Raw genomic sequence first — 18,564 nt, forward strand, 5'->3', positions numbered from 1 at the left:
TGAGGTTCGACAACGCGCGGCGCACCGCCAGGGCGCATGAATGCAGCAGGGATACCGGAATTGGTATTGACATCGCAAAAGAAGTCATTTGTGGGGCAAAGTCATTCCCACCTACCATGTTTCTGAGCAAGTTCCAGCTCTGGCGGCGACTGCCGCGGCGTTCTCAACATAACTAAAATACAGGTGGAGACAAGATGAAGCAATCGATGGCAACGGGCACCCGCACGCCCAAGCAAAACACACGGCTGACCTTGAAGGCCACGGTGGCCGCCCTGGCCGGCGCCGGCCTCCTGAGCAGCGCGTCCGTCTGGGCGCAACAGGCGCCCGCCGTGGAAGCGGTAGCAACGGTGGAAACGGCGGCACCGGCGCCAGCCGACAATGCCGGCATCGCCGTCGTCGCCGTCACGGGCGTGCGCAGGGCGGCACAAAGCGCGCAAACGATCAAGAAGAACAACGACCAGGTGGTCGACTCCATCGTCGCCGATGAAATCGGCAAATTCCCCGACAAGAACGTGGCCGAAATCCTCGGCCGCGTGACGGGCGTGCAAATCCGCCGCGAAGGCGGCGAAGCGGGTTCCGTCATCATCCGCGGCCTGCCCGGCGTGGTGACCCTGCTCAACGGCCGTGAAATGTTCACCTCCGTGGGCCGCAGCCTGTACCTGGCCGACATCCCGACGGCCATGCTGCAGCGCGTGGACGTGTACAAATCGCAGGGCGCGGACATGGTCGAAGGCGGCACGGCCGGCGTGATCGACGTGCGCACCAACCGCCCGTTCGACTTCAAGGGCTTCACGGCGTCGGGCAACGTGCGCGCCGAGCACCGCGACAAGTCCGGCTCGACGGACCCGAACGTCAGCGGCATGGTCTCGAACCGCTGGAAGACCGCATACGGCGAATTCGGCGCCCTGCTTGGCCTGTCCTACCAGCGCAGCAAATACTATGACGAGACGATCTGGAACGCCGAACCCGTCAAGCGCCCCGACGCGGGCAACATCACGGGTCCCGATTCCGTCGGCATGATCCCCACCGTGGGCGACCGCAAGCGCTACGCGGCGAATGCCGCCTTCCAGTGGCGCCCGAACTCGCAAGTGGAAGTGTATGCGGAAGGCATGTCGACCCTGATCAAGCACGCGTTCGACAGCCAGTTCTTCGTCGGTTCGCTGCCCTGGGGCCAGAATCCGGACATCACCCTGATCCCCGGCACCAATCAGGCGGCCACGGTGGGCAAGATCGACGGCCCCTGGTCGCCGTTCACGCTCGGCTCGACCCAGGCGCGGCGCGACCGCTCGATCGGCTCGCAAGGCGCCATCGGCGCGCGCTGGGACATCACGCCGCAGCTGCGCGCCACGACGGAACTGGCGCGCACGGTCAGCAACTTCGAACGCGAATTTCCCATCCTCGACTTCCTCGCCCATCCGACCAGCGTGATCGGCAGCACGAACGTCAACGGCGGCGCGCAAATCAGCTACCCCGGCTACAACATGCTGGCCCCGAAGAACTACACGCTGCTCGGCTTCTACGATAACCACAGCCACGACGAAGGCAGCTCGACCGACTGGCGCGGCGACGTCACCTACGACATGGACAGCACGGGCTTCTTCCGTGAATTCTCGGGCGGCGTGCGCCTGGCCAAGCGCAAGGCCGAATCGATCCGCGAAAAGAACGTGCAAGGCGGACTGACGTCGATCATGACCGCGGACGCCCTGCCCGGCCTCGCATGCACCTCGCACAAGAATACGGGCAACTTCGGCCTGCAAAGCTGGCTCACGCCGTGCCGTGACTACATGCTCAACAACACGGACACCTTGCGCCAGTTGTTTACGGGCAGCAGCGAACGCAGCCCGGACGATCCGATGACCCACTTCAAGGATGTGGAAAAAACCAATGCCGTCTACGGCAAGGCGCGCATCGGCTTTGATCTGGCGCAAGTGCCGGTCGACGGCACCGTGGGCGTGCGCGTGGTGCAGACCAAGCAGGACTTGCAAGGCAATTCCTCGCAAGACGGCATCGTCACGCCCGTGCGCGTGAAAACGTCCGATACGGACGTGCTGCCCAGCCTGACCCTGAAAGCCATGCTGCGCCAGGACCTGGTCGCCCGCCTGACGGCCGGCAAGGCGGTGCAGCGCCCGAACTTCGCCGACTTCAACCCCGGCGTGACCCTGGGCAAGAGCCTGGAAATGGTGCGTCCGACGGGCAGCGGCGGCAATCCCGACCTGAAACCCGTGGAAGGCAAGAACCTCGATGCGGCGCTGGAATGGTATTTCGCGCAGACGGGTTCCGTCACGGCCACCGTATTCCGCCACAATTTCAAGAATTACATCCTGTCCGGTTCGGCCAAGGAAACGTATGACGGCATCGAGTACGACATCACGCGTCCGCGCAACACCTCGAAGGGCCATCTGCAAGGCGTGGAAATGGCTTACCAGCAGTTCTACGACAAGTTGCCAGGCTGGATGAGCGGCCTGGGCCTGCAGGCGAACGCCACCTATATGACGGGCGAGCTGGAAGAATTGAATGGCAGCGCGCATCCGTTCACGGGCATGTCGAAATGGTCGGCCAATATCGTCGGCCTGTACGAACAGGGACCGTGGTCGGCGCGCCTGGCCTACAGCTGGCGCGACAAGTACGTCGACGACTACAACTACCGAGGCAAGGGCATCCACCTGACCGTGGCGCCCACCAAGACCCTGGACGCGTCGGTCTCGTACAAGCTCAACCCGAATACCACGGTGACGCTGGACGCAAACAACCTGCTCGACTCGACCTACCGCGACTATCACGACACGCCGGACTATGTGCGCGATGTGCGGCGCTATGACAAGGTTGTAGGTATCTCAGTCCGCTGGAGCTACTAGCCCGTCCCCACCCTTTCTTCCTTCGAGGGTTTTCAGCGCCAGCCGGCAACGGTTGGCGTTTTTTTTGCCTTGTGGAATCTATCCGACAGTGGAATTGATTTGGCGCAAAGTGGTGGCACCGGGGCGCTTTTATGCTGGCAGCTTGACTAGCGAACCCGGCGGGGGACAGCATGCGCAACGCACGGCCCATCGACACACAGTTATTCCAACCCGACATCCCGGTACGGCTCGACATGCGCACGGCGGCGCTGGTCGAGCATGCACTGGCCTTGCAGGAAATGGCCGGCACGGGCGCCGCCGCCCTGTTCCTGCACTGCCACGACGTGCCGCTACCCACCGCCCTGCGCGTACTGACGACGGGACCGCGCCGCAAACCGGCCGGGCCGCACCTGTTTGCCCGCCTGCGTCCACGCACGGCCGCCCGGGTGCAAGGCGCGCCGCTACCGGCGCGCTGACGAATCCTGTACCATCGCCGCAACCTATCAACTGAGGCACGGCGATGCAGGCAGCGACACCCCACGATTCCTATGCGGCACTGATGGACCTGATCAAGGCGCGCCATGCGCAGCTGAGCCCGCAATTCCAGGCCGGCGCCCGCTACCTGGCCGACCACCCGGACGAAGTGGCCGTCTCGTCGATGCGCAGCATCGCCGCGCGCGCGCAGGTGCAATCGGCCGCCCTCGTGCGCCTGGCGCAGCAGCTGGGCTTTGCCGGCTGGCCGGAACTCAAGGCCATCTTCGTCGAACGCCTGCGCGCGGGACCAAGCGGCTACGCGGCAAAAGCCGGCGCGCTGGCCGGCAAAGAGGGAAAAGAGCGCGACCTGGTCACCGAAGTGTTCACGGTGCAGCAGCGCAACCTGGCCGCCACGGAAAGCACCAACCACGCGGCCCTGGATGCGGCCGCCAATCTGCTGCAGGCGGCACCCCGCGTACACGTGGCCGGCTTTCGCGCCGCCCACCCGATCGCCTATACCCTGCACTACCTGTACCGGCTGCTGCGCCCCAGCGTGCAGCTGCTGAGCGGCCAGGGCGGCACCCTGGAAATGGACTTGCGCGCCCTGCAGGCGGGCGAAGCCGTCGTCGTCGTCAGCTTCGCGCCGTATTCGAGCGAAGCGCTGCTGGTGGCGCAGGCGGCGCGCCAGGCCGGCTGCCGGGTGGTCGCCATCAGCGACAGCGCCATGTCGCCGCTGGCCCTGCAGGCCGACGCCAGCATCGTCATCGCCGTCGACAGCCCCTCGTTCTTCCCCTCCATCGTGGCCGGCGTCGCGGCCGTCGAAAGCCTGGTGGAACTGCTGGTGGCGCGCGCGGGGCCGGATGCCGTCACGGCCATCGGCGCGGCGGAACAGCAATTGCGGGCGCTGGGCGCCTACGCAAAAACATCAAATGATGTAAATTAAAGACAAATACATCAAACGTTGCAATATGACGTGGCGCATCCTATAATCGGCCATCTCCCCCCTTGCCGATAAGAAAGCGACGCCATGAGCCATGTCTTCCACCGCAGCCTGACCGCCAGCTATCCCGTCGCCACGGGCGGCGACGGCCCTTACCTGATCGATGCGGATGGCAAGCGCTACCTGGACGCCTGCGGCGGCGCGGCCGTCTCCTGCCTCGGCCATTCGGATGCGGCCGTGATCGCCGCCGTGCAACGGCAGGTTGCCACGATGGCCTACGCGCACAGCTCTTTCTTTACCACCGAGCCGATGGAGCAGCTGGCCGATTTCCTCGTCGCCCGCGCCCCTGCCGGCATCGACAGCGTGTATTTCGTCTCGGGCGGTTCGGAAGCGGTGGAAAGCGCGCTGAAAATGGCGCGCCAGTATTTCGTCGAACGGGGCCAGCCGCAGCGCCGCCACGTCATCGCGCGCCGCCAGAGCTATCACGGCAACACCCTGGGCGCGCTGGCCACGGGCGGCAACGCCTGGCGCCGCCAGCAGTTCGAGCCGCTGCTGATCGACGTCACCCACGTTTCTCCGTGCTACGCCTGGCGCGACCAGGCAGCCCATGAAACGGACGGCGACTACGTGGCGCGCCTGGGCCAGGAGCTGGAAGACCATATCGCCGCGCTGGGCGCGGACAACGTCATGGCCTTCATCGCCGAACCCGTCGTCGGCGCCACGGCTGGCGCCCTGCCCGCCGTCGCCGGCTACTTCCAGCGCATGCGCGCCATTTGCCAGCGCCACGGCATCCTCCTGATCCTCGACGAAGTCATGTGCGGCATGGGGCGCACGGGCAGCCTGTTCGCCTGCGAGCAGGAAGGCGTCACGGCTGACCTCATCTGCATCGCCAAGGGCCTGGGCGCCGGCTACCAGCCCATCGGCGCCGTGATGGTGTCGCAAGACATCCGCGACACCATCCGCGCCGGCACGGGTTTCTTCCAGCACGGCCACACCTACATCGGCCACGCCACGGCCTGCGCCGCCGCGCTGGCCGTGCAGCGGCAGATCGAGGAACGCGGTTTGCTGGCCAACGTGCGCGCCATGGGCGCCTTGCTGCAAGAGCGGCTGCATGCGCGTTTCGACGGCCATGCGCACGTGGGCGACATCCGCGGCCGCGGCCTGTTCCTGGGCCTGGAACTGGTGCAGGACCGCGCCAGCAAGCAGCCGTTCGACCCGGCCCGCCGCCTGCACGCGCGCATCAAGGCGCACGCCATGCAGAACGGACTGATGTGCTATCCCATGGGCGGCACCATCGACGGCCTGCACGGCGACCACATCCTGCTGGCGCCGCCCTACATCATCGACGCCAGCCATGTCGACGAGATCGTCGACAAGCTGGGCACGGCCATCGACACGAGCCTGGCCTAAGCGCGCCCGCTGTTGCCCACGGTGGACATCAGGCTGGCGCCGCAGCTGGTCTTGTGACCGTCAAACGCCACGGGCACGCCGTCGATCAGCACCTGCGGATCGCCCTCGGCGATCACGCAGCGCACGTGGCCCTTGACCGGGCAGACGCAAGGATCGCCCTTGCGCGCCACGGCCACGCCCAGCACGGTACTCTTCGGCGCCGCGCCCACCACCTTGCCGCCATGGCTGGTGGGGTCGTTCAAGCGGATCACGCCACGCATGCTCTTCTCCCCGGATGTATCAAGCGTCTCATTGCGAAAACCCCTGGTAATACTCGGGTGCATCGTGGCGCAAGCCCCACCACGGCAAATACGCATGGTTGCCGCCACGCGCGCGGAACCACGGCTTGTCGGGCCGGATCGGCCGCGCGACGGCGGGCGGCGCCACCACCAGCGCCACGGGCGCCGACAGGTCGCTGGTGCCGGCCACCAGCACTGGCTTGCCAAAGTGATGCGCATAGGCAATGCCCAGCGCCACGTTCGTCAAGGCCGTGCCCGCGCCCGTTTCGCCCAGCACGGCAGTCAGATTGAAGCTTTGCTTGAGAAGGTCGAATTCCGGCAATTGCAGAGTGAGCGTCTGCGCCAGCGCACCGAGCCGTGCTGAAGAGTCCTGGTGTGTATTGCCCGCATCATGGATCAGATAGCCAATCTCCGTATCTTGCCGGTTGGCCTTCGCGGCGGCCTCTTCGATGGCAGCCGTCCACGCCTGCACCAGGCGCGGCGGTTCGCCCTTTTTGACGTCAAAATCCGCCGCCTGTTTCGTACTCGGATAGCCGAGCCACGCCAGCGGCGCCCGCTCCGTTTTAAAATCGGGACCCGCCAGCACCAGCAGCACCAGGTTTTCGTTGATCTGCCGGTCCAGGGGCCGGCTGGGCGCATCCCAGTTCATGGCCCAGACGGTTTCTTTCGGGTGGCTTTGCAAGTAGTCGAGCGCGGCGGAAAGTGAAGTAAAGCCGGCGTTGGGGCCGCCCATGGTGACGCGGACGTCGGGTGGGGTGGAGCGGGTCCAAAGGGTGGGAGAGTGGACGTTGCCGATGCTGAAAGTATCAGCAACATATTCCCGGACGAAGTTGGCTGCTTCCACTGGGTCGAGCTTGCCTTTAGGTAGCGCATACTCAATGTGAATGCCTGCAAGCTCGCGCCAGCGCGATTTATTTTCAGCAGAGTGAACGTTGTAGAAGTACTCTGGGTCGGAGTAATAAACACTGTGCATTAAGTCAAACATCTTCTCGACATACTTCTCATAATAACCATCAAATGTCTCTGATCCATTATTTCCAACAGCAATAGAAGCAATACTTTGCAGCCGGGTATATTTCTCGGGTTTTTCCCTGACCATATCGTCGTTCGGATTTGGTTGCACTAGCCCTAAAATCCACAGCAACTGCCATTGCGTCGGATAGTCCTTCCGCTGCAAGGGATTCAGCCATTGCAAGCCAACTACTTGAGCCATGTATGGCTGCTGACTAACCTCAGGTACAGCGCTAACAGTACTGCTCAAGGTAGCTGGCGACGAACGCAAATGTGAACAAGCGGCCAGCAGGAATACGACCAGGAATCCCAGGGACACATAAAGAAAAATAGTTTTGAACATGCTCAATACTCCATCTATAAAAAGGCTGTTGCAGAAGGATCTGCTCTATACAAACCGTTAAATCGCATGACATCAATCGTGAGCCAGTTCTCCAGACGTAGGCCGGGAATCCCGCGCAGGGTTTTCACGCTTGTCGATTATTTTTTCAGGGAGACTGGCTTCCTGCATTTCTTTTACCCACACCGAGGCAGTCACCTTGTTACGTGTCGCTTTGGCAAAGTACTCTTTAAAAACTTTTGCAGGATTATCCTTGTCCAACCCCTCCAACAACCTCCAATCCGCCGCCACCCGCAACTTGCGCAACTGCTCAGCCTTGATGCGGCACACGCCCACCGCCACGTCATACGCAAGCGCCCACTCCGCGTGCATGGGGTTGGTCAGGATGGAGGAATGGTCGGTGGCGTAGGCGCCCGCCTGGCTGGACATCATTTCGCCGATGCGCGTGCTGCGCCATTGCTGGTAGTCGGCGTCTGGCGTGGCGTTGGGCATTTCCTGCTGCACTTTTTTGCCCGCAGGACTTTTCCCTTCCCGTACAGCCTGGGCGCGTATCACCGCGCGCTGCTCGAATCGCAGGCGCGCCTCGTCGTCGGCCGTGCCCTTCGCGCTGTCCACGCGTTTGGCCTCGTCTTTTCCCGCCTGCCCCTGCAGGCCGCCGGGCGGGATGGCATGATCGGCAAGACAATCGTCGCCGGCAGCGCGCTGCTTGCCCGCCTGGCGCGATTCGCCGGGCGGATCATAGCCTTCGTCGAATTCCTCGCTGGTCTGGCCAAAGCGCAAGGACTGCGGCGTGAAGGGCTGCAATAAGTCGGGCGCGTTCAGTTCGATTTTCCAATCCTTGTGGGGCGAGGCATTGCAGGGGCTGCGGGCCAGGCCCGTGACCACGATGAACAGGGGCGCAAACCCGACAGTCAGGATGGTGGACAAGCGGCTCTCCTGGCTGGCCTCGACGCCCTGCTTGACGGAATAAGACGCATATTTCTGTGCCGGAAACCAGAAATCGTTGCCGCCCGGCGCAGGCTTGCGCCAGTGATCGGTCCAGTAGTGATAGCTGCCTTGCTTGCCCACCTCGAAACCCTGGGCAAACACGCGCTGCACGTACACGCCTGCCGCGTCGGTGGCGGCCAGCTCGCCGCCGTCCTTGCTGTCCCTGGCCAGCGAGCCCGACAGGCCGCGCCAGCCGATGCCCTCGATGGCCACGGACGACACCACCACGTCGTGCGGATTGCAATAGATGGTCACCCGGCCATACGATGACTTCTTGCCGCCGCGCGCGGCGCCGGCAATCCCGTATCGTTCACGGTCTTTGGCGGCGGAAAAACCGTGCTGCAGGTTGGCCATGCAGCGGTCGATTTCCTCGTCTGTCTGCAGTTCGCCCAGGGTGGCGCGCTGGCGGATGATGGCAAAGAAGTTTTTCAAGGTATCCAGGCGCGCCTGCACCGTCACCCGGCCCGTGCTGCCATCCGCCGCGCGCAGATTGCCGGCTACCCAGTTCTCGGCGCTATTGCGTTTCGCCAAACTGTACGGCGAATTGCAGATGACATAGTTATCGGCCACGCAAGGAACGCCATCCACCTTGGGCAGGCGGACGCCGAGAAAGGCGGCTGCCATCGCCACCATCGTGCCCTGGCTGTGGCATACGATGGTGACCGGCACGTCGGCCTGCTGCTGGCGGATGGCTTCGACCAGCCTGGCCAGGCGATAGGCGGCCAGCACGAAATACGGGCGCGGCGGGCAACTGTACACTTGCCGCTCCGAAAAGGGATTCATGTGCTGGATCTTGTTCCACAAAAACAAATCCTCGCTCAGCCCCTCCTTCCACAGGTCGGCCAGCGCGCTGCAGCCATTGGCAAATGGGCCGCCGCCCCAGTAATCCTGTTCGTTCAGGTAGATGCCCTTGCCGTATTTCTGCAGTTCTTCGCCGGAAGCCTTGTAGCCCCAGCGAAAGCGGAGCACGGGAGAAAACGTGCCGGCATCGCGGATCAGGGTATCGGCCGACATCTCCGGATGGAGAAAGCCTTCCGCCGTGATCTCGGCGCCATAATTGACCGCCTTCAGTTCGCCGCCTTCCACGCCACGGTGCTGCAGGTGATGACAGGAACGCTTGAGGCGCTCGTTGAGGCCGTTGCACAGGCCTTCTTCCGCGGCCGCGTACCACTCGCCGTCGGAATTGACGCCGTGCACGAAGATGATGATGCCGGGCAGCGGCAACTGTTGCAGCGTGTCCCGGTCGCTGCTCTGGAAATTGGCGTTGCAGGAAAACTGGCCGAGGATATCGATTTTGGGATCGTCGCACAACGGCGGGTGGGGATCGAACTGCATGGCGTGTCTCCGATGTCGGGGTTCAGGAACGGCGGCGGAAGAAGAATCCCTTCAGCCGCTGCAGGTGGTCGGTCGCCACCTTCGGCCCGCGCCCATCGGCATCGCTGACGCCCGTCAACGGGCTGTCGCCTTCGCGCTCGATGTGCACTTCCACGCCTTCGACGGGCAAGCCGTCGGTGGGACGCAGCAAGCGCGGCACGCGGCCCAAGTCGCCTTCGCCGAAGGTGGGCAGTTCGCCTTTCATGCTGGCCGGACCGCTCCAGTGGTGGCCGTCGGTCTTCACCATCAACGCGCCCGGCCCGCCCAGCTCCACGGCGCCACCGGACAGTTTCAGGTAGGCGCCGCCCGCCGTCATGAAGGTGATTTCGTCCTGCGCCACGCCGACCAGGCGCGTGCCCGCCGTCAGGCGGATGTCCTTGGCGGCGTCCGCCTGCAGCAAGTCGTGCTGGCTTTGCAGCAAGAACTTGCCGAAGTGGGCCACCTGCACGATGCCATCCTGGTGCGCGAACAGGGAAATACCCTTGCCCGCGTTGACGTTGCAGCGCTGGGCCGCGCTCAGCTGCAGATGCTGCTGTGCCACCAGGTCGATATTCGCGCCCGCATTGCCGGCGATGGTCCTGGGCGTGCTCAGCGCCACGCCCTCGGGCGCTGCGATGCTGACGGCGGGCTGGTCGGCGGCAATGGCGGCCCCCAGCGCCTTGCTACCGGCCGCGTCCAGCGCCAGCGCCTGGTGCTGGACGGCAAACTCGCCCAGGGACGTGAACAATGCCAGGCATTCCTTCATCACGGCGGCATGCTCGCTGCTGTCGAGCTGCTTGCCGCTGGCGCCCAGCTGTTTCCAGGCCGAAATCAGCAGCGAGCGGGCCGTGCGCACGCTGCCGCTGGCGTCGCTGCGCAATTCAAAGCCGTCGCCGCGCTGCCGCCCTGCGCCGTCGCTGCGCGGCTCGGTCAGGTAGCCGAGGTTCAGTTGCGTGGCCGCCTGGTCGCTGGCCAGCTGTGCGCTGATCTGCGACGGCGTGTCGTCAAAACACAGCTGATTGCCGCGCCCGCCCCGCACTTCGCGGCTGCGCATGCCGGACAGGTAGCGGTTGCCGGGCAAGGCGCCGCGCGCACTCAAGCCCGGCGGCGCGCCCACGGCGTTGTACAGCTGGCCGACGATGATGGGCCGGTCCGGGTCGCCGCCGAGAAAATCGATCAGCACTTCCGCGCCGATGCGCGGCAAGGTCAGCGTGCCGCATTGCCTGCCGTTGCCCGGTCCATTGCCCGTCCAGCTCGATGCCACGCGCACCCAGGCCGAATCGCGCTCCGTATCGGACGCGCCGCTGCCGTTGGCATGTGCATGGTCCGGCGCGCGCGTGGCGCCAAAACGCACCTTGACCCGTCCCAGCGCATCGCAATGCACCTCTTCGCCGGCAGGCCCCACGACCAGCGCGCTTTGCAGGCGCACGACGGGAAAATCGCTGCGCGGGTCAAAGGCAGGGACGATGGCAATGCCACGCCGCACGCAAGTAAAACGGTTGCGGTAACGCAAGACCGCCCGGCCATCGGCACCCGCCCCTTGCGGCTGGCCAGCGTCACACTGCCAGCCGCTCTGCGCAAACAGGCGCTCGACACGGGCATCCAGGCCTGTCGGCAAGTTATTGCTGGCCGCCACGCTCAAGGCCGTGATGACGAAACTGCGCTCGGCCACCGGGTGGCTGTCGATGTCCGCATGCCCTTCCAGGCTGAACCACTGGCCCGCGCAAAAGTCGCGCACGCAGCCTTCTCCCTGGAAACACTTGCTGTCCAAATCGTGACGCGCCATCGCCAGCTGGCCCAGTTGCCGCAAGTCGTCATTGCTGGCGGCGGCCAGCGGCGGCTCCACGATATAGTCGTCGAGACTGGCTGCGAGGCGATTGCCATTGCTGCCCTGATCCACGCCGCCCTGCGACCGCGTTGCCATAAACTGCGGGCTGTGCGGGTGACCATCGTCCCAGCTGTAGCGCTCGGACTTTCCCGGCTGCAAGCGGCGCACGGCGCTCCAGGCCGTCACGGCATCCCTTTCCTCGGTGGCGTCATCGCGGTGATAGCGCACCGTGCCGGCCACGTTGTGCGCCAGACGGCTGGCGTCGTCGAACAGCAACAGGGTATGCACGGGCGTGGTGGCGGCGTTCGAACTGGCCGGCGCTCCCGCCTGGAAGCACCAGGCGATGCCGCGGCGCCGGAGCAGGCGGCGGATAAAGGCGGCATCGGATTCATTGTGCTGCATCGTGAATTCGCGCGCGGGCAAGCTGCGCGCCGCCAGCGCCCCGTCAATGGCGAGATCCAGGCTGGCCGCGAGCAAGCTATTGCCCTGTCGCCACTCATCAAACAGAAGCTGCACGATCTGCAATTCATGCTTGTTGCGGAACACGCGCGTATTGATGCGTTTCTCCATCAAGGCCAGGCCGTCGCGCAGCACCAGCTGATAGGTGGCCAGGCCGCCATCGCTCTGCCCCGCGCACGCTTCGGCGACGATGCCGCACACCTTGCGTAGCTGTCCCTGGTCGTTCACGATCTGTAGCTCGGCCGGCACGGCGATGAACTGCTTCAGCGGCAGCTGTGCCTCCGTGGCCACGCACAGGATGCGGTATTCCAGACCGCCGCAGATGGCCTCGCTGCCGCTGATGCGCTGCGGCAGCAAGACATCGTCATTGACGCCCTGCGGGTAGGCGAGGCGCAGCCGCAAGGCGCGATTGCCTGCAGTCAAGACCTTGTCCACGGCCAGCCATTGCGCGAAGTCTTCCATGGTTTTCTTCCTTCCAACAGTTAGCGGAGTCCATCATTCACGGCGGTCTCAGGCGGAGCCATCAAATCGCAGGTCGTAATGCATGTCATCACGGTCACGGGCCGACAACTTGCCGGCCAGAAAGGCATCCTCCGCCAGGCAGGCGCCCCTGCCCAGGACGCAGCCACGCACGTCTTCGCGCCGCAAGACCAGGCGGATCTCGAAGCTCACGCCAGGCAAGCCGAACAGCGCCAGCATCTGGCGCAGGGCCAGCGCGCCTGGCCGGCCGGGCAAGAAATCCTCGTAGGCGCGGCGGCTTAGCGGCCCCAGCACCAGGCGCACGCGCAAGTCGGCGCGCCGGCAGCGTTCGCCCAGCATGGCCCCCTGCCCCAGCCGGGCATGGGCGGCGGCCAGCAAGGTGCGCTCCTGCGCTGCGCGCCGGAACCAGGCGCCGACAAAACGCTGCAAGCGCACGGGCACGCCGAAATACTCGGCCAGCACCGCCTGCATCGCGTCGGCCGACACGGGCCGGTGGCGCAGCAAGGCCGCGTAATGGGCCAGCACGTGCGCAGGCAAGCCATCTTCCTGCCTGGCCACCTCGGCAGGCCAGGCGCCCGCCAACGCCAGTTGCAGGGGAAGGAATTCGCCGCCGTCGGCGTCCTGCTGGCATTCGATGCGATATCGGGCCCAGGCCTGGTAAAACAGGGTCAGCGCCCGGTGCGACAGCGCATCGAGCCAGTCGCGGGGAGCACCATCGCCCGTCTGCCGCTCATGGCGGACCAGCGTTTCCGTGTAATGCAGCGGCAAGCTGCCATGCACGCCCAAAAAACCCAGCATGGCCGCCTGCACATGCACCTGCGTCTCGCCGTCCGCCTGCGGCTCCAGCCACAGTTGTTCGATTTCCCCTGGAGCAAACGACAGCGAGGCACTGCCATGCAGGCGCAGGCAATCGCGAAACACTTGCTCCTGTGAAATGCCTTGCTGCATCATCCAGGCACACAACAAACGCACGGCCTGAAAGAAACCGGTGCCGGACGGATCGGCCAGCAGGCGCGCGACTACGCCAGCGTCTGGTTTCCATTGCGTGGCAGGCAGCACAGCAACTCCTTTCCATTCTTCTGCGACAAGACGATCAGGCGGGTAAACGAACCCAGGTGCACGTACAGCCCGAGAAAGCGTTCGATGACCTGGGCAAACGCATGCAAGCCGCTGCCGACAAAGGCTTCCTCGTCGACGGACAGCAGGACGTCGATGCCGAAGACCAGGCTGCCACCCGCCTCGTCGTGCAGCCAGGTGCTGGCGGCGCGCTGGCGCAGTCCGGTCATGCCCGCGATCTGGCGCGCGGCGCTGGCCGAACCGGGCAAGTTGTACAACTCGAGTATCTGCTTGAAGAGCGGCAAGCCCTGCTCGCTCAGCGACTGATGATTCAGGGACAATTGCGCGATCAGCCGCCAGTGCGACGCCGCACCCGCAGGGAAGCGACAGGGCGCGCCGGGCTTGCGCAGCAGACGCACCGGCAAGGCGCTGGCCGCGCCGTCATGGTGCAAGTCGCCCGCGGCATGGCCGAACACCAGGCGGCTGGGCAAGTCGCGGTTGCTGCAGGTGAGCATGATGGACACCGTTTGCGTCGTGTCGTGCAGCGGCTGCATGGCGCCGTCGACAAAGGAGATGCGCATGTCGTAGCCGGGATGGCTCAACGCCATGTCCTCGTCGCGCCGCGTCACCCAATAACGCCCCTGGCGCCCGCCCGCCTCGCCATGGCGCATCGAATAAAACGGGTGAAACGTGTCCAGCGCGGCGCCTTGCTCCGTTTCACCGAGAACCTGCACACTGTCGACGCTGTGGATGTCGTAGCAATGCGCCTGCCTGACCGAGGGCAGCAGCACATAATCGGCGCTCGCGTGCGTCAGGCGGATGGGATTGGCGGCCTGGCGGAACAGGTTGACGACGGGCGTGCACCCCGGCACCAGATGCCTTGCGGACAGGGGCCGCAAGATGCGCGCGATATCCGCGTCAGCCTGCACGTCGGCCAGCAGCAAGTGCACGGTGCAACGCCGGCAGGCCGGCGGCAACAATGGGCGCAGCGCGGCCAGGTCGAGGTCGACGAAATTGAATTTATCGGGAAAGGCAAACCATTCGCCCAGCAGAAGGTAAGCGGGATGCGAGGCGGCCCTGGCCGGTATCAATGCGTCCTCGGCGGCAAAGCCGACCGGATGCACAGGCACCGCGTCCAGCGGCTGCCACGCGCCATCGACTTCCACATAGGCGCGGCGGGCGCGCAGGAACAGGCTGTCGCGCAGGGTGGCGCAGAACGCAGGTTCGCCGTCGAGGAACAGGCGCAGCATCGGCAGCGCCAGCCCGTCCAGCGTGGACGTGGCGCCCGTCGCTTCGAGCGTGATGCTGATCGCCGCCCCGAGATCCGGCGTCAGGCGCACCGCGGGCGGCGCCGCCACGATGGATTGGAAGCGCACGTCGGACAGGCGCAGCGGCGCCACGGCGACATCGTAGGTGGTGGTGAACTTGCAGGTGACGCCCTGATGCTCGGCAGCATGCATGACCGTGCCGCGCGCAATGGTGGCCAGCTCCGTCACCGTCGCCGCATCGTTATCGATGCGCGCAATGGCGCAGGCGGGAAACGGGCGCAAATAATGGGGGAAGTTCACTTCCAGCAAGGTTTCGCTGAAGGCGCCGAAGCCGTCGGCCAGGCGCTTGGCCGTGCGCGCGTTGAACATGGCAAACGCCTGCAGCATGCGCGCCAGGTGCGGGTCGCCCACGTCGCCGCCCAAGATGCCCAGCGCGCCGGCGATGGCCGGATAGCGTCGGGCAAACGCCTGATTGTGCGCATGCAAGGTGCCCAGTTCGCGCTCGTAGTATTGCAGCAACTCGTCCATGCCCGCCCCCATCGCCTGATCGGCACATGCCGGTATAGCCCCGTCTGCATTATTGATGAAGCGGGAGGGAAGAAAATTGAGTTTGAACAAGATTGCGCGCATGCGTCAGCAAGGAGTGCCTTCCTGGCGCAGGTAAAGCAGCTTTTGTTCACTCCTTGTCAATATTAATTGACTTATTCGAAACAATCGTTTTAAATCAGGAAGTTACTCAAAATCAATCATCTTGAGCATTCCAACATCGCATTGACCCTCTCGATGCTGGATGCCCACGTTGATGCACTCTGAAGCCAAGGTATATGGAACTGCTCGACTCCCTGCGTCAGACCCCGCCGCAAGACGACACGATCAGCGGGCACTATGAAGTGCGCCGCTTGCTGGGCGAAGGCGGTTTCGGCCATGTATTCGAAGCCTGGGATGCCAAGCTGTGCCGTAGCGTGGCGCTGAAGCGCCTGAAACCGCAAGCCGACGTGCTGCATCCGGAAAAACTCATCAATGAAGCGCGCCTGGCCGCTTCGCTCAGGCATGCGGCCTTCGTGCGCATCTTTGCCATCGAGGGCCAGGGTACGAGCCAGTCCATCGTCATGGAGCTGGTCGAAGGCCAGACCCTGGGGCAGTTCATGCACGGCGGCAAGGCCGACTTGCAGGGGGCACTCGACATCGCCTACCAGATCGCCGACGCCATGGACGAGGCGCACGCCATGGACCTGGTCCACGGCGACCTGAAACCGTCGAACCTGATGCTGGAGGCGGACGGCAAGGTGCGCATCCTCGACTTCGGCCTGGCGCGCCACATCGACCCGCAAGCCACGCAAACGACCACCCTGTGCGACTTGCAGGGCACCATCGCCTACATGGCGCCCGAACGCCTGATGGGCCGCCTGCCCGACACGCGCGGCGACGTCTACGCGCTGGGCGCCATGCTGTACGAAATGCTGGCCGGCCAGCGCCACTTCGCCCACCTGAACGGCCTGGCCCTGGCCGCCGCCCACATGCAGGCGACGGAACCGTGGCCCGACCTGCCCGATTCCATCCCGCCCGCCATCAACGCCCTCGTGCGCGCGATGACGGCGCACGACCCTGCCGAACGGCCGCGCACCATGCGCGACGTGCGCGAGGCGATCGGGGCGCAGCGCGGCGAGCCGCCCACCCTGGCCACGCCCCTTGCCGACGAGACGCCAGCGAAGGAAGAACCGCCCGCCAGCGTCTCCATCCGCCTGCCCCTGCCCCGCAAGCGCACGCTTAAATGGGGCGCGGGCGTGGCGCTGCTGGCCGTACTGACGGGATGGCAGCTGCCCAATATCCTTCCTGCCGTCAAATCGTTCGTCACTGGCGAAAAAGCGCCCGCGCCGTATTCGGAAATGGCCAGCATGGCGGCGGGGATGGAAGCGTTGCGCATGCTCGATCAAGATAGCAGCAAGACACTGGCCATTGAGCATTTCAGTGCCATCCTTAAACACAATCCAGAGCATGCTGCTGCAAATGCCGGCCTGTCACTGGCTTTCACGTTGCGCTATATTGGTGGTGGCCGCGATGAAACCTGGCTGCAACGCGCGGACATCGCGGCAAAACAGGCATTGGTAGCCGACGATCAGCTGGCGCTTGCTCATGTGGCACAGGCCTGGGTTCTGGAATATCAAGGCAAACGCCCGCAAGCGATGCAGGAAATCACGGCAGCCTTAAACCTTGAACCAAACAATCTGCTGGGCATGTATGGTAAGGCGCGCCTACTCATCCATGCACAAAAATTTGATCTGGCTCAGGAAGTGCTTGGCAAGGCCATCACACTGTATCCCCGTGATCGCCCTTTCATTTCCATCCTGGGCAAGCTGCACTATAACCTTGGTAATTACACGGAGGCTGAAAAGCTCTTTCGGACAGCCATACAGATGGACCCGCATGTGGCCAATTCCTATGCCCAACTCAGCGGTACACTTGACCGTCTGAATCGCAATGACGAAGCCCTGCAAGTTCTGCAGCAAGGATTGCAGGTGCATCCCGACTGGGAACTGTATACCAACCTTGGCAATGCCCTGTTTAATCGAGGCGACTATCTGGGAGCAGTGCAGGCATTTAAAAATGCCGTCTCAGAAACTAAAGGCAGTCCCGGTAACTACCTGCTATGGGCGAACTTGGCGGATGCCCAGCGGTGGGTGCCAGGACAGATTGAGTTGTCACGCGATTCTTACCGGCGCGCAATTACGCTGATTCAAGTGATGTTACGCCACTCGCCAGACGACCCAAAAATCAATTCGCGGCTAGCACTATATTCAGCCTATGCGGGCTCGCAAGACGATGCGCTGAAGCACGTAACACAAGCTGTCCAGCTTGCTCCCACATTGCCAGACATCCATTTCAGGGCCGCACTGACCTATGAACTGATAGGCAAGCGCAATGAAGCGATGGCGGCGCTGCAGCAGGCCATAGAACGCGGCTACCCTCTCAACCTGATCGAATCTGCTCCCGATCTGTTGACACTAAGGCGAGATGCTCGCTATCAGAAATTACTTATTAATATGGAAAGAAACCAGAAAACATGACGTACGAAAAACCCTGGATGAAGTTATCGGTCCACTTTGATGCAGACCAGATCACCAACCAACTCGACTATGCGTTTACGTCCTGCGACGGCAGCGCCGACCCGCGCCACGGCCCCTACATGGGTGGCGTACACTTCCAGCAGGGCCAACACGTCTACCTGGAAGTCAATTGCTGTGGCAGCAAAGACAGTGGTTTCACCTCCTTCCAGATCGTCGATTGCAGCCTGATCAGCATACCCCAGTTGACCCAGATCGGCCCCGACGTACCCACCCGCTATTCGCTGCCTTCGCCCTTCCTGCAAGCCGCCGGCGCCACCTATCAGCTGCCCCTGGATTTCGAATCCCATGTATTGCCGCCTGATCCAGCCTTGCCCGATCTGCGCCGCATCCGCCAGGAATGGAAACACAACCTTGACGTAGGTCAGAGCAAGGGCCGCTGGGAACTCTCGTTTGTGCTGACTGTACGCATCATTCGCGGCGAGCAAGACTTGCCGGAACTGCGCGTCTTCAGTTTTGATCCGGAAGCGTCGATAGGCGGCCACACCGATACGTAAACCGTACAGCCACCGACAGACACTTATCGACCAATAGCAAGTGCCACCGGATATCCAAGCCGCGCCACCTCCACCGGCGCGGCTTTTTCACATCCGCACGCAATACGCCGCCCCGCCCGCCGAAAGCGGTAAAATGACGGCCTTGAACCCAAGCTCCGCCCCCTGGCGCGGCCTTGAATGCACACAGCACCACCCACAGCCCGGCAGGCATGCATTTCCTGCCGCCG

At 63.9% G+C, this 18,564-nt stretch carries 12 protein-coding genes; 6 read left to right on the top strand and 6 right to left on the bottom strand.

What is annotated here, in order from left to right; all coding sequences use genetic code 11:
• Positions 1 to 194: 194 nt before the first annotated feature.
• The 4 genes from O3299_RS13680 (at position 195) to O3299_RS13695 (ending at position 5,658) form a co-directional block, all read left to right on the top strand.
• On the top strand, positions 195 to 2,855 hold the full coding sequence (locus O3299_RS13680) for a TonB-dependent receptor (RefSeq protein WP_305062503.1): 2,661 nt from the start codon (positions 195 to 197) through the stop codon (positions 2,853 to 2,855).
• Between the two features lie 170 nt (positions 2,856 to 3,025).
• The gene (locus O3299_RS13685; RefSeq protein WP_077407612.1) at positions 3,026 to 3,310 is read left to right on the top strand and encodes a hypothetical protein; all 285 of its coding nucleotides are present in this window, start codon (positions 3,026 to 3,028) and stop codon (positions 3,308 to 3,310) included.
• Between the two features lie 44 nt (positions 3,311 to 3,354).
• Complete coding sequence (locus tag O3299_RS13690) at positions 3,355 to 4,251, top strand: MurR/RpiR family transcriptional regulator (protein WP_305062504.1); 897 nt, start codon at positions 3,355 to 3,357, stop codon at positions 4,249 to 4,251.
• Between the two features lie 84 nt (positions 4,252 to 4,335).
• Positions 4,336 to 5,658, top strand: coding sequence for an aspartate aminotransferase family protein (locus O3299_RS13695; RefSeq protein ID WP_305062505.1), 1,323 nt, complete (start codon positions 4,336 to 4,338; stop codon positions 5,656 to 5,658).
• Here the strand turns inward: O3299_RS13695 and O3299_RS13700 are convergent.
• The 6 genes from O3299_RS13700 to tssF all read right to left on the bottom strand — a co-directional run bounded on the left by O3299_RS13700 (position 5,655) and on the right by tssF (position 15,246).
• Positions 5,655 to 5,918 carry a PAAR domain-containing protein gene (locus O3299_RS13700; RefSeq protein ID WP_305052855.1) on the bottom strand — a complete coding sequence of 88 codons (264 nt, stop codon included), beginning with the start codon at positions 5,916 to 5,918 and terminating at the stop codon, positions 5,655 to 5,657. The genes O3299_RS13695 and O3299_RS13700 overlap by 4 nt on opposite strands.
• A 28-nt stretch (positions 5,919 to 5,946) precedes the next feature.
• The gene (locus O3299_RS13705) at positions 5,947 to 7,290 is read right to left on the bottom strand and encodes a hypothetical protein (protein WP_251350394.1); all 1,344 of its coding nucleotides are present in this window, start codon (positions 7,288 to 7,290) and stop codon (positions 5,947 to 5,949) included.
• A gap of 72 nt (positions 7,291 to 7,362) precedes the next feature.
• On the bottom strand, positions 7,363 to 9,609 hold the full coding sequence (locus tag O3299_RS13710; protein WP_305052856.1) for a DUF3274 domain-containing protein: 2,247 nt from the start codon (positions 9,607 to 9,609) through the stop codon (positions 7,363 to 7,365).
• 22 nt (positions 9,610 to 9,631) lie between these two features.
• Complete coding sequence (locus tag O3299_RS13715; protein WP_251350392.1) at positions 9,632 to 12,376, bottom strand: type VI secretion system Vgr family protein; 2,745 nt, start codon at positions 12,374 to 12,376, stop codon at positions 9,632 to 9,634.
• A gap of 48 nt (positions 12,377 to 12,424) precedes the next feature.
• A complete protein-coding gene (gene tssG, locus O3299_RS13720; protein WP_251350391.1) occupies positions 12,425 to 13,453 on the bottom strand; it encodes a type VI secretion system baseplate subunit TssG in 1,029 nt (342 codons plus the stop codon).
• Positions 13,414 to 15,246, bottom strand: coding sequence for a type VI secretion system baseplate subunit TssF (tssF, locus tag O3299_RS13725; protein ID WP_305062506.1), 1,833 nt, complete (start codon positions 15,244 to 15,246; stop codon positions 13,414 to 13,416). Before tssF ends, tssG begins: the two co-directional genes overlap by 40 nt.
• Before the next feature lie 296 nt (positions 15,247 to 15,542).
• On the opposite strand from tssF, the gene O3299_RS13730 reads away from it, so the two are divergent.
• The gene (locus O3299_RS13730; RefSeq protein ID WP_305062507.1) at positions 15,543 to 17,783 is read left to right on the top strand and encodes a serine/threonine-protein kinase; all 2,241 of its coding nucleotides are present in this window, start codon (positions 15,543 to 15,545) and stop codon (positions 17,781 to 17,783) included.
• A complete protein-coding gene (locus O3299_RS13735) occupies positions 17,780 to 18,337 on the top strand; it encodes a hypothetical protein (RefSeq protein WP_099666956.1) in 558 nt (185 codons plus the stop codon). Before O3299_RS13730 ends, O3299_RS13735 begins: the two co-directional genes overlap by 4 nt.
• Positions 18,338 to 18,564: the final 227 nt, after the last annotated feature.

The organism is Janthinobacterium sp. SUN176, assembly GCF_030587335.1.
GTDB classification, from domain to species: domain Bacteria; phylum Pseudomonadota; class Gammaproteobacteria; order Burkholderiales; family Burkholderiaceae_D; genus Janthinobacterium; species Janthinobacterium kumbetense.

What these genes read in the sequence shown, in the direction of transcription:
- O3299_RS13680 (WP_305062503.1), top strand. Translation starts at nt 195, where the DNA reads ATGAAGCAATCGATGGCAACGGGCACCCGCACGCCCAAGCAAAACACA.
- O3299_RS13685 (WP_077407612.1), top strand. Translation starts at nt 3,026, where the DNA reads ATGCGCAACGCACGGCCCATCGACACACAGTTATTCCAACCCGACATC.
- O3299_RS13690 (WP_305062504.1), top strand. Translation starts at nt 3,355, where the DNA reads ATGCAGGCAGCGACACCCCACGATTCCTATGCGGCACTGATGGACCTG.
- O3299_RS13695 (WP_305062505.1), top strand. Translation starts at nt 4,336, where the DNA reads ATGAGCCATGTCTTCCACCGCAGCCTGACCGCCAGCTATCCCGTCGCC.
- O3299_RS13700 (WP_305052855.1), bottom strand. Translation starts at nt 5,918, where the DNA reads ATGCGTGGCGTGATCCGCTTGAACGACCCCACCAGCCATGGCGGCAAG.
- O3299_RS13705 (WP_251350394.1), bottom strand. Translation starts at nt 7,290, where the DNA reads ATGTTCAAAACTATTTTTCTTTATGTGTCCCTGGGATTCCTGGTCGTA.
- O3299_RS13710 (WP_305052856.1), bottom strand. Translation starts at nt 9,609, where the DNA reads ATGCAGTTCGATCCCCACCCGCCGTTGTGCGACGATCCCAAAATCGAT.
- O3299_RS13715 (WP_251350392.1), bottom strand. Translation starts at nt 12,376, where the DNA reads ATGGAAGACTTCGCGCAATGGCTGGCCGTGGACAAGGTCTTGACTGCA.
- tssF (WP_305062506.1), bottom strand. Translation starts at nt 15,246, where the DNA reads ATGGACGAGTTGCTGCAATACTACGAGCGCGAACTGGGCACCTTGCAT.
- O3299_RS13730 (WP_305062507.1), top strand. Translation starts at nt 15,543, where the DNA reads ATGGAACTGCTCGACTCCCTGCGTCAGACCCCGCCGCAAGACGACACG.
- O3299_RS13735 (WP_099666956.1), top strand. Translation starts at nt 17,780, where the DNA reads ATGACGTACGAAAAACCCTGGATGAAGTTATCGGTCCACTTTGATGCA.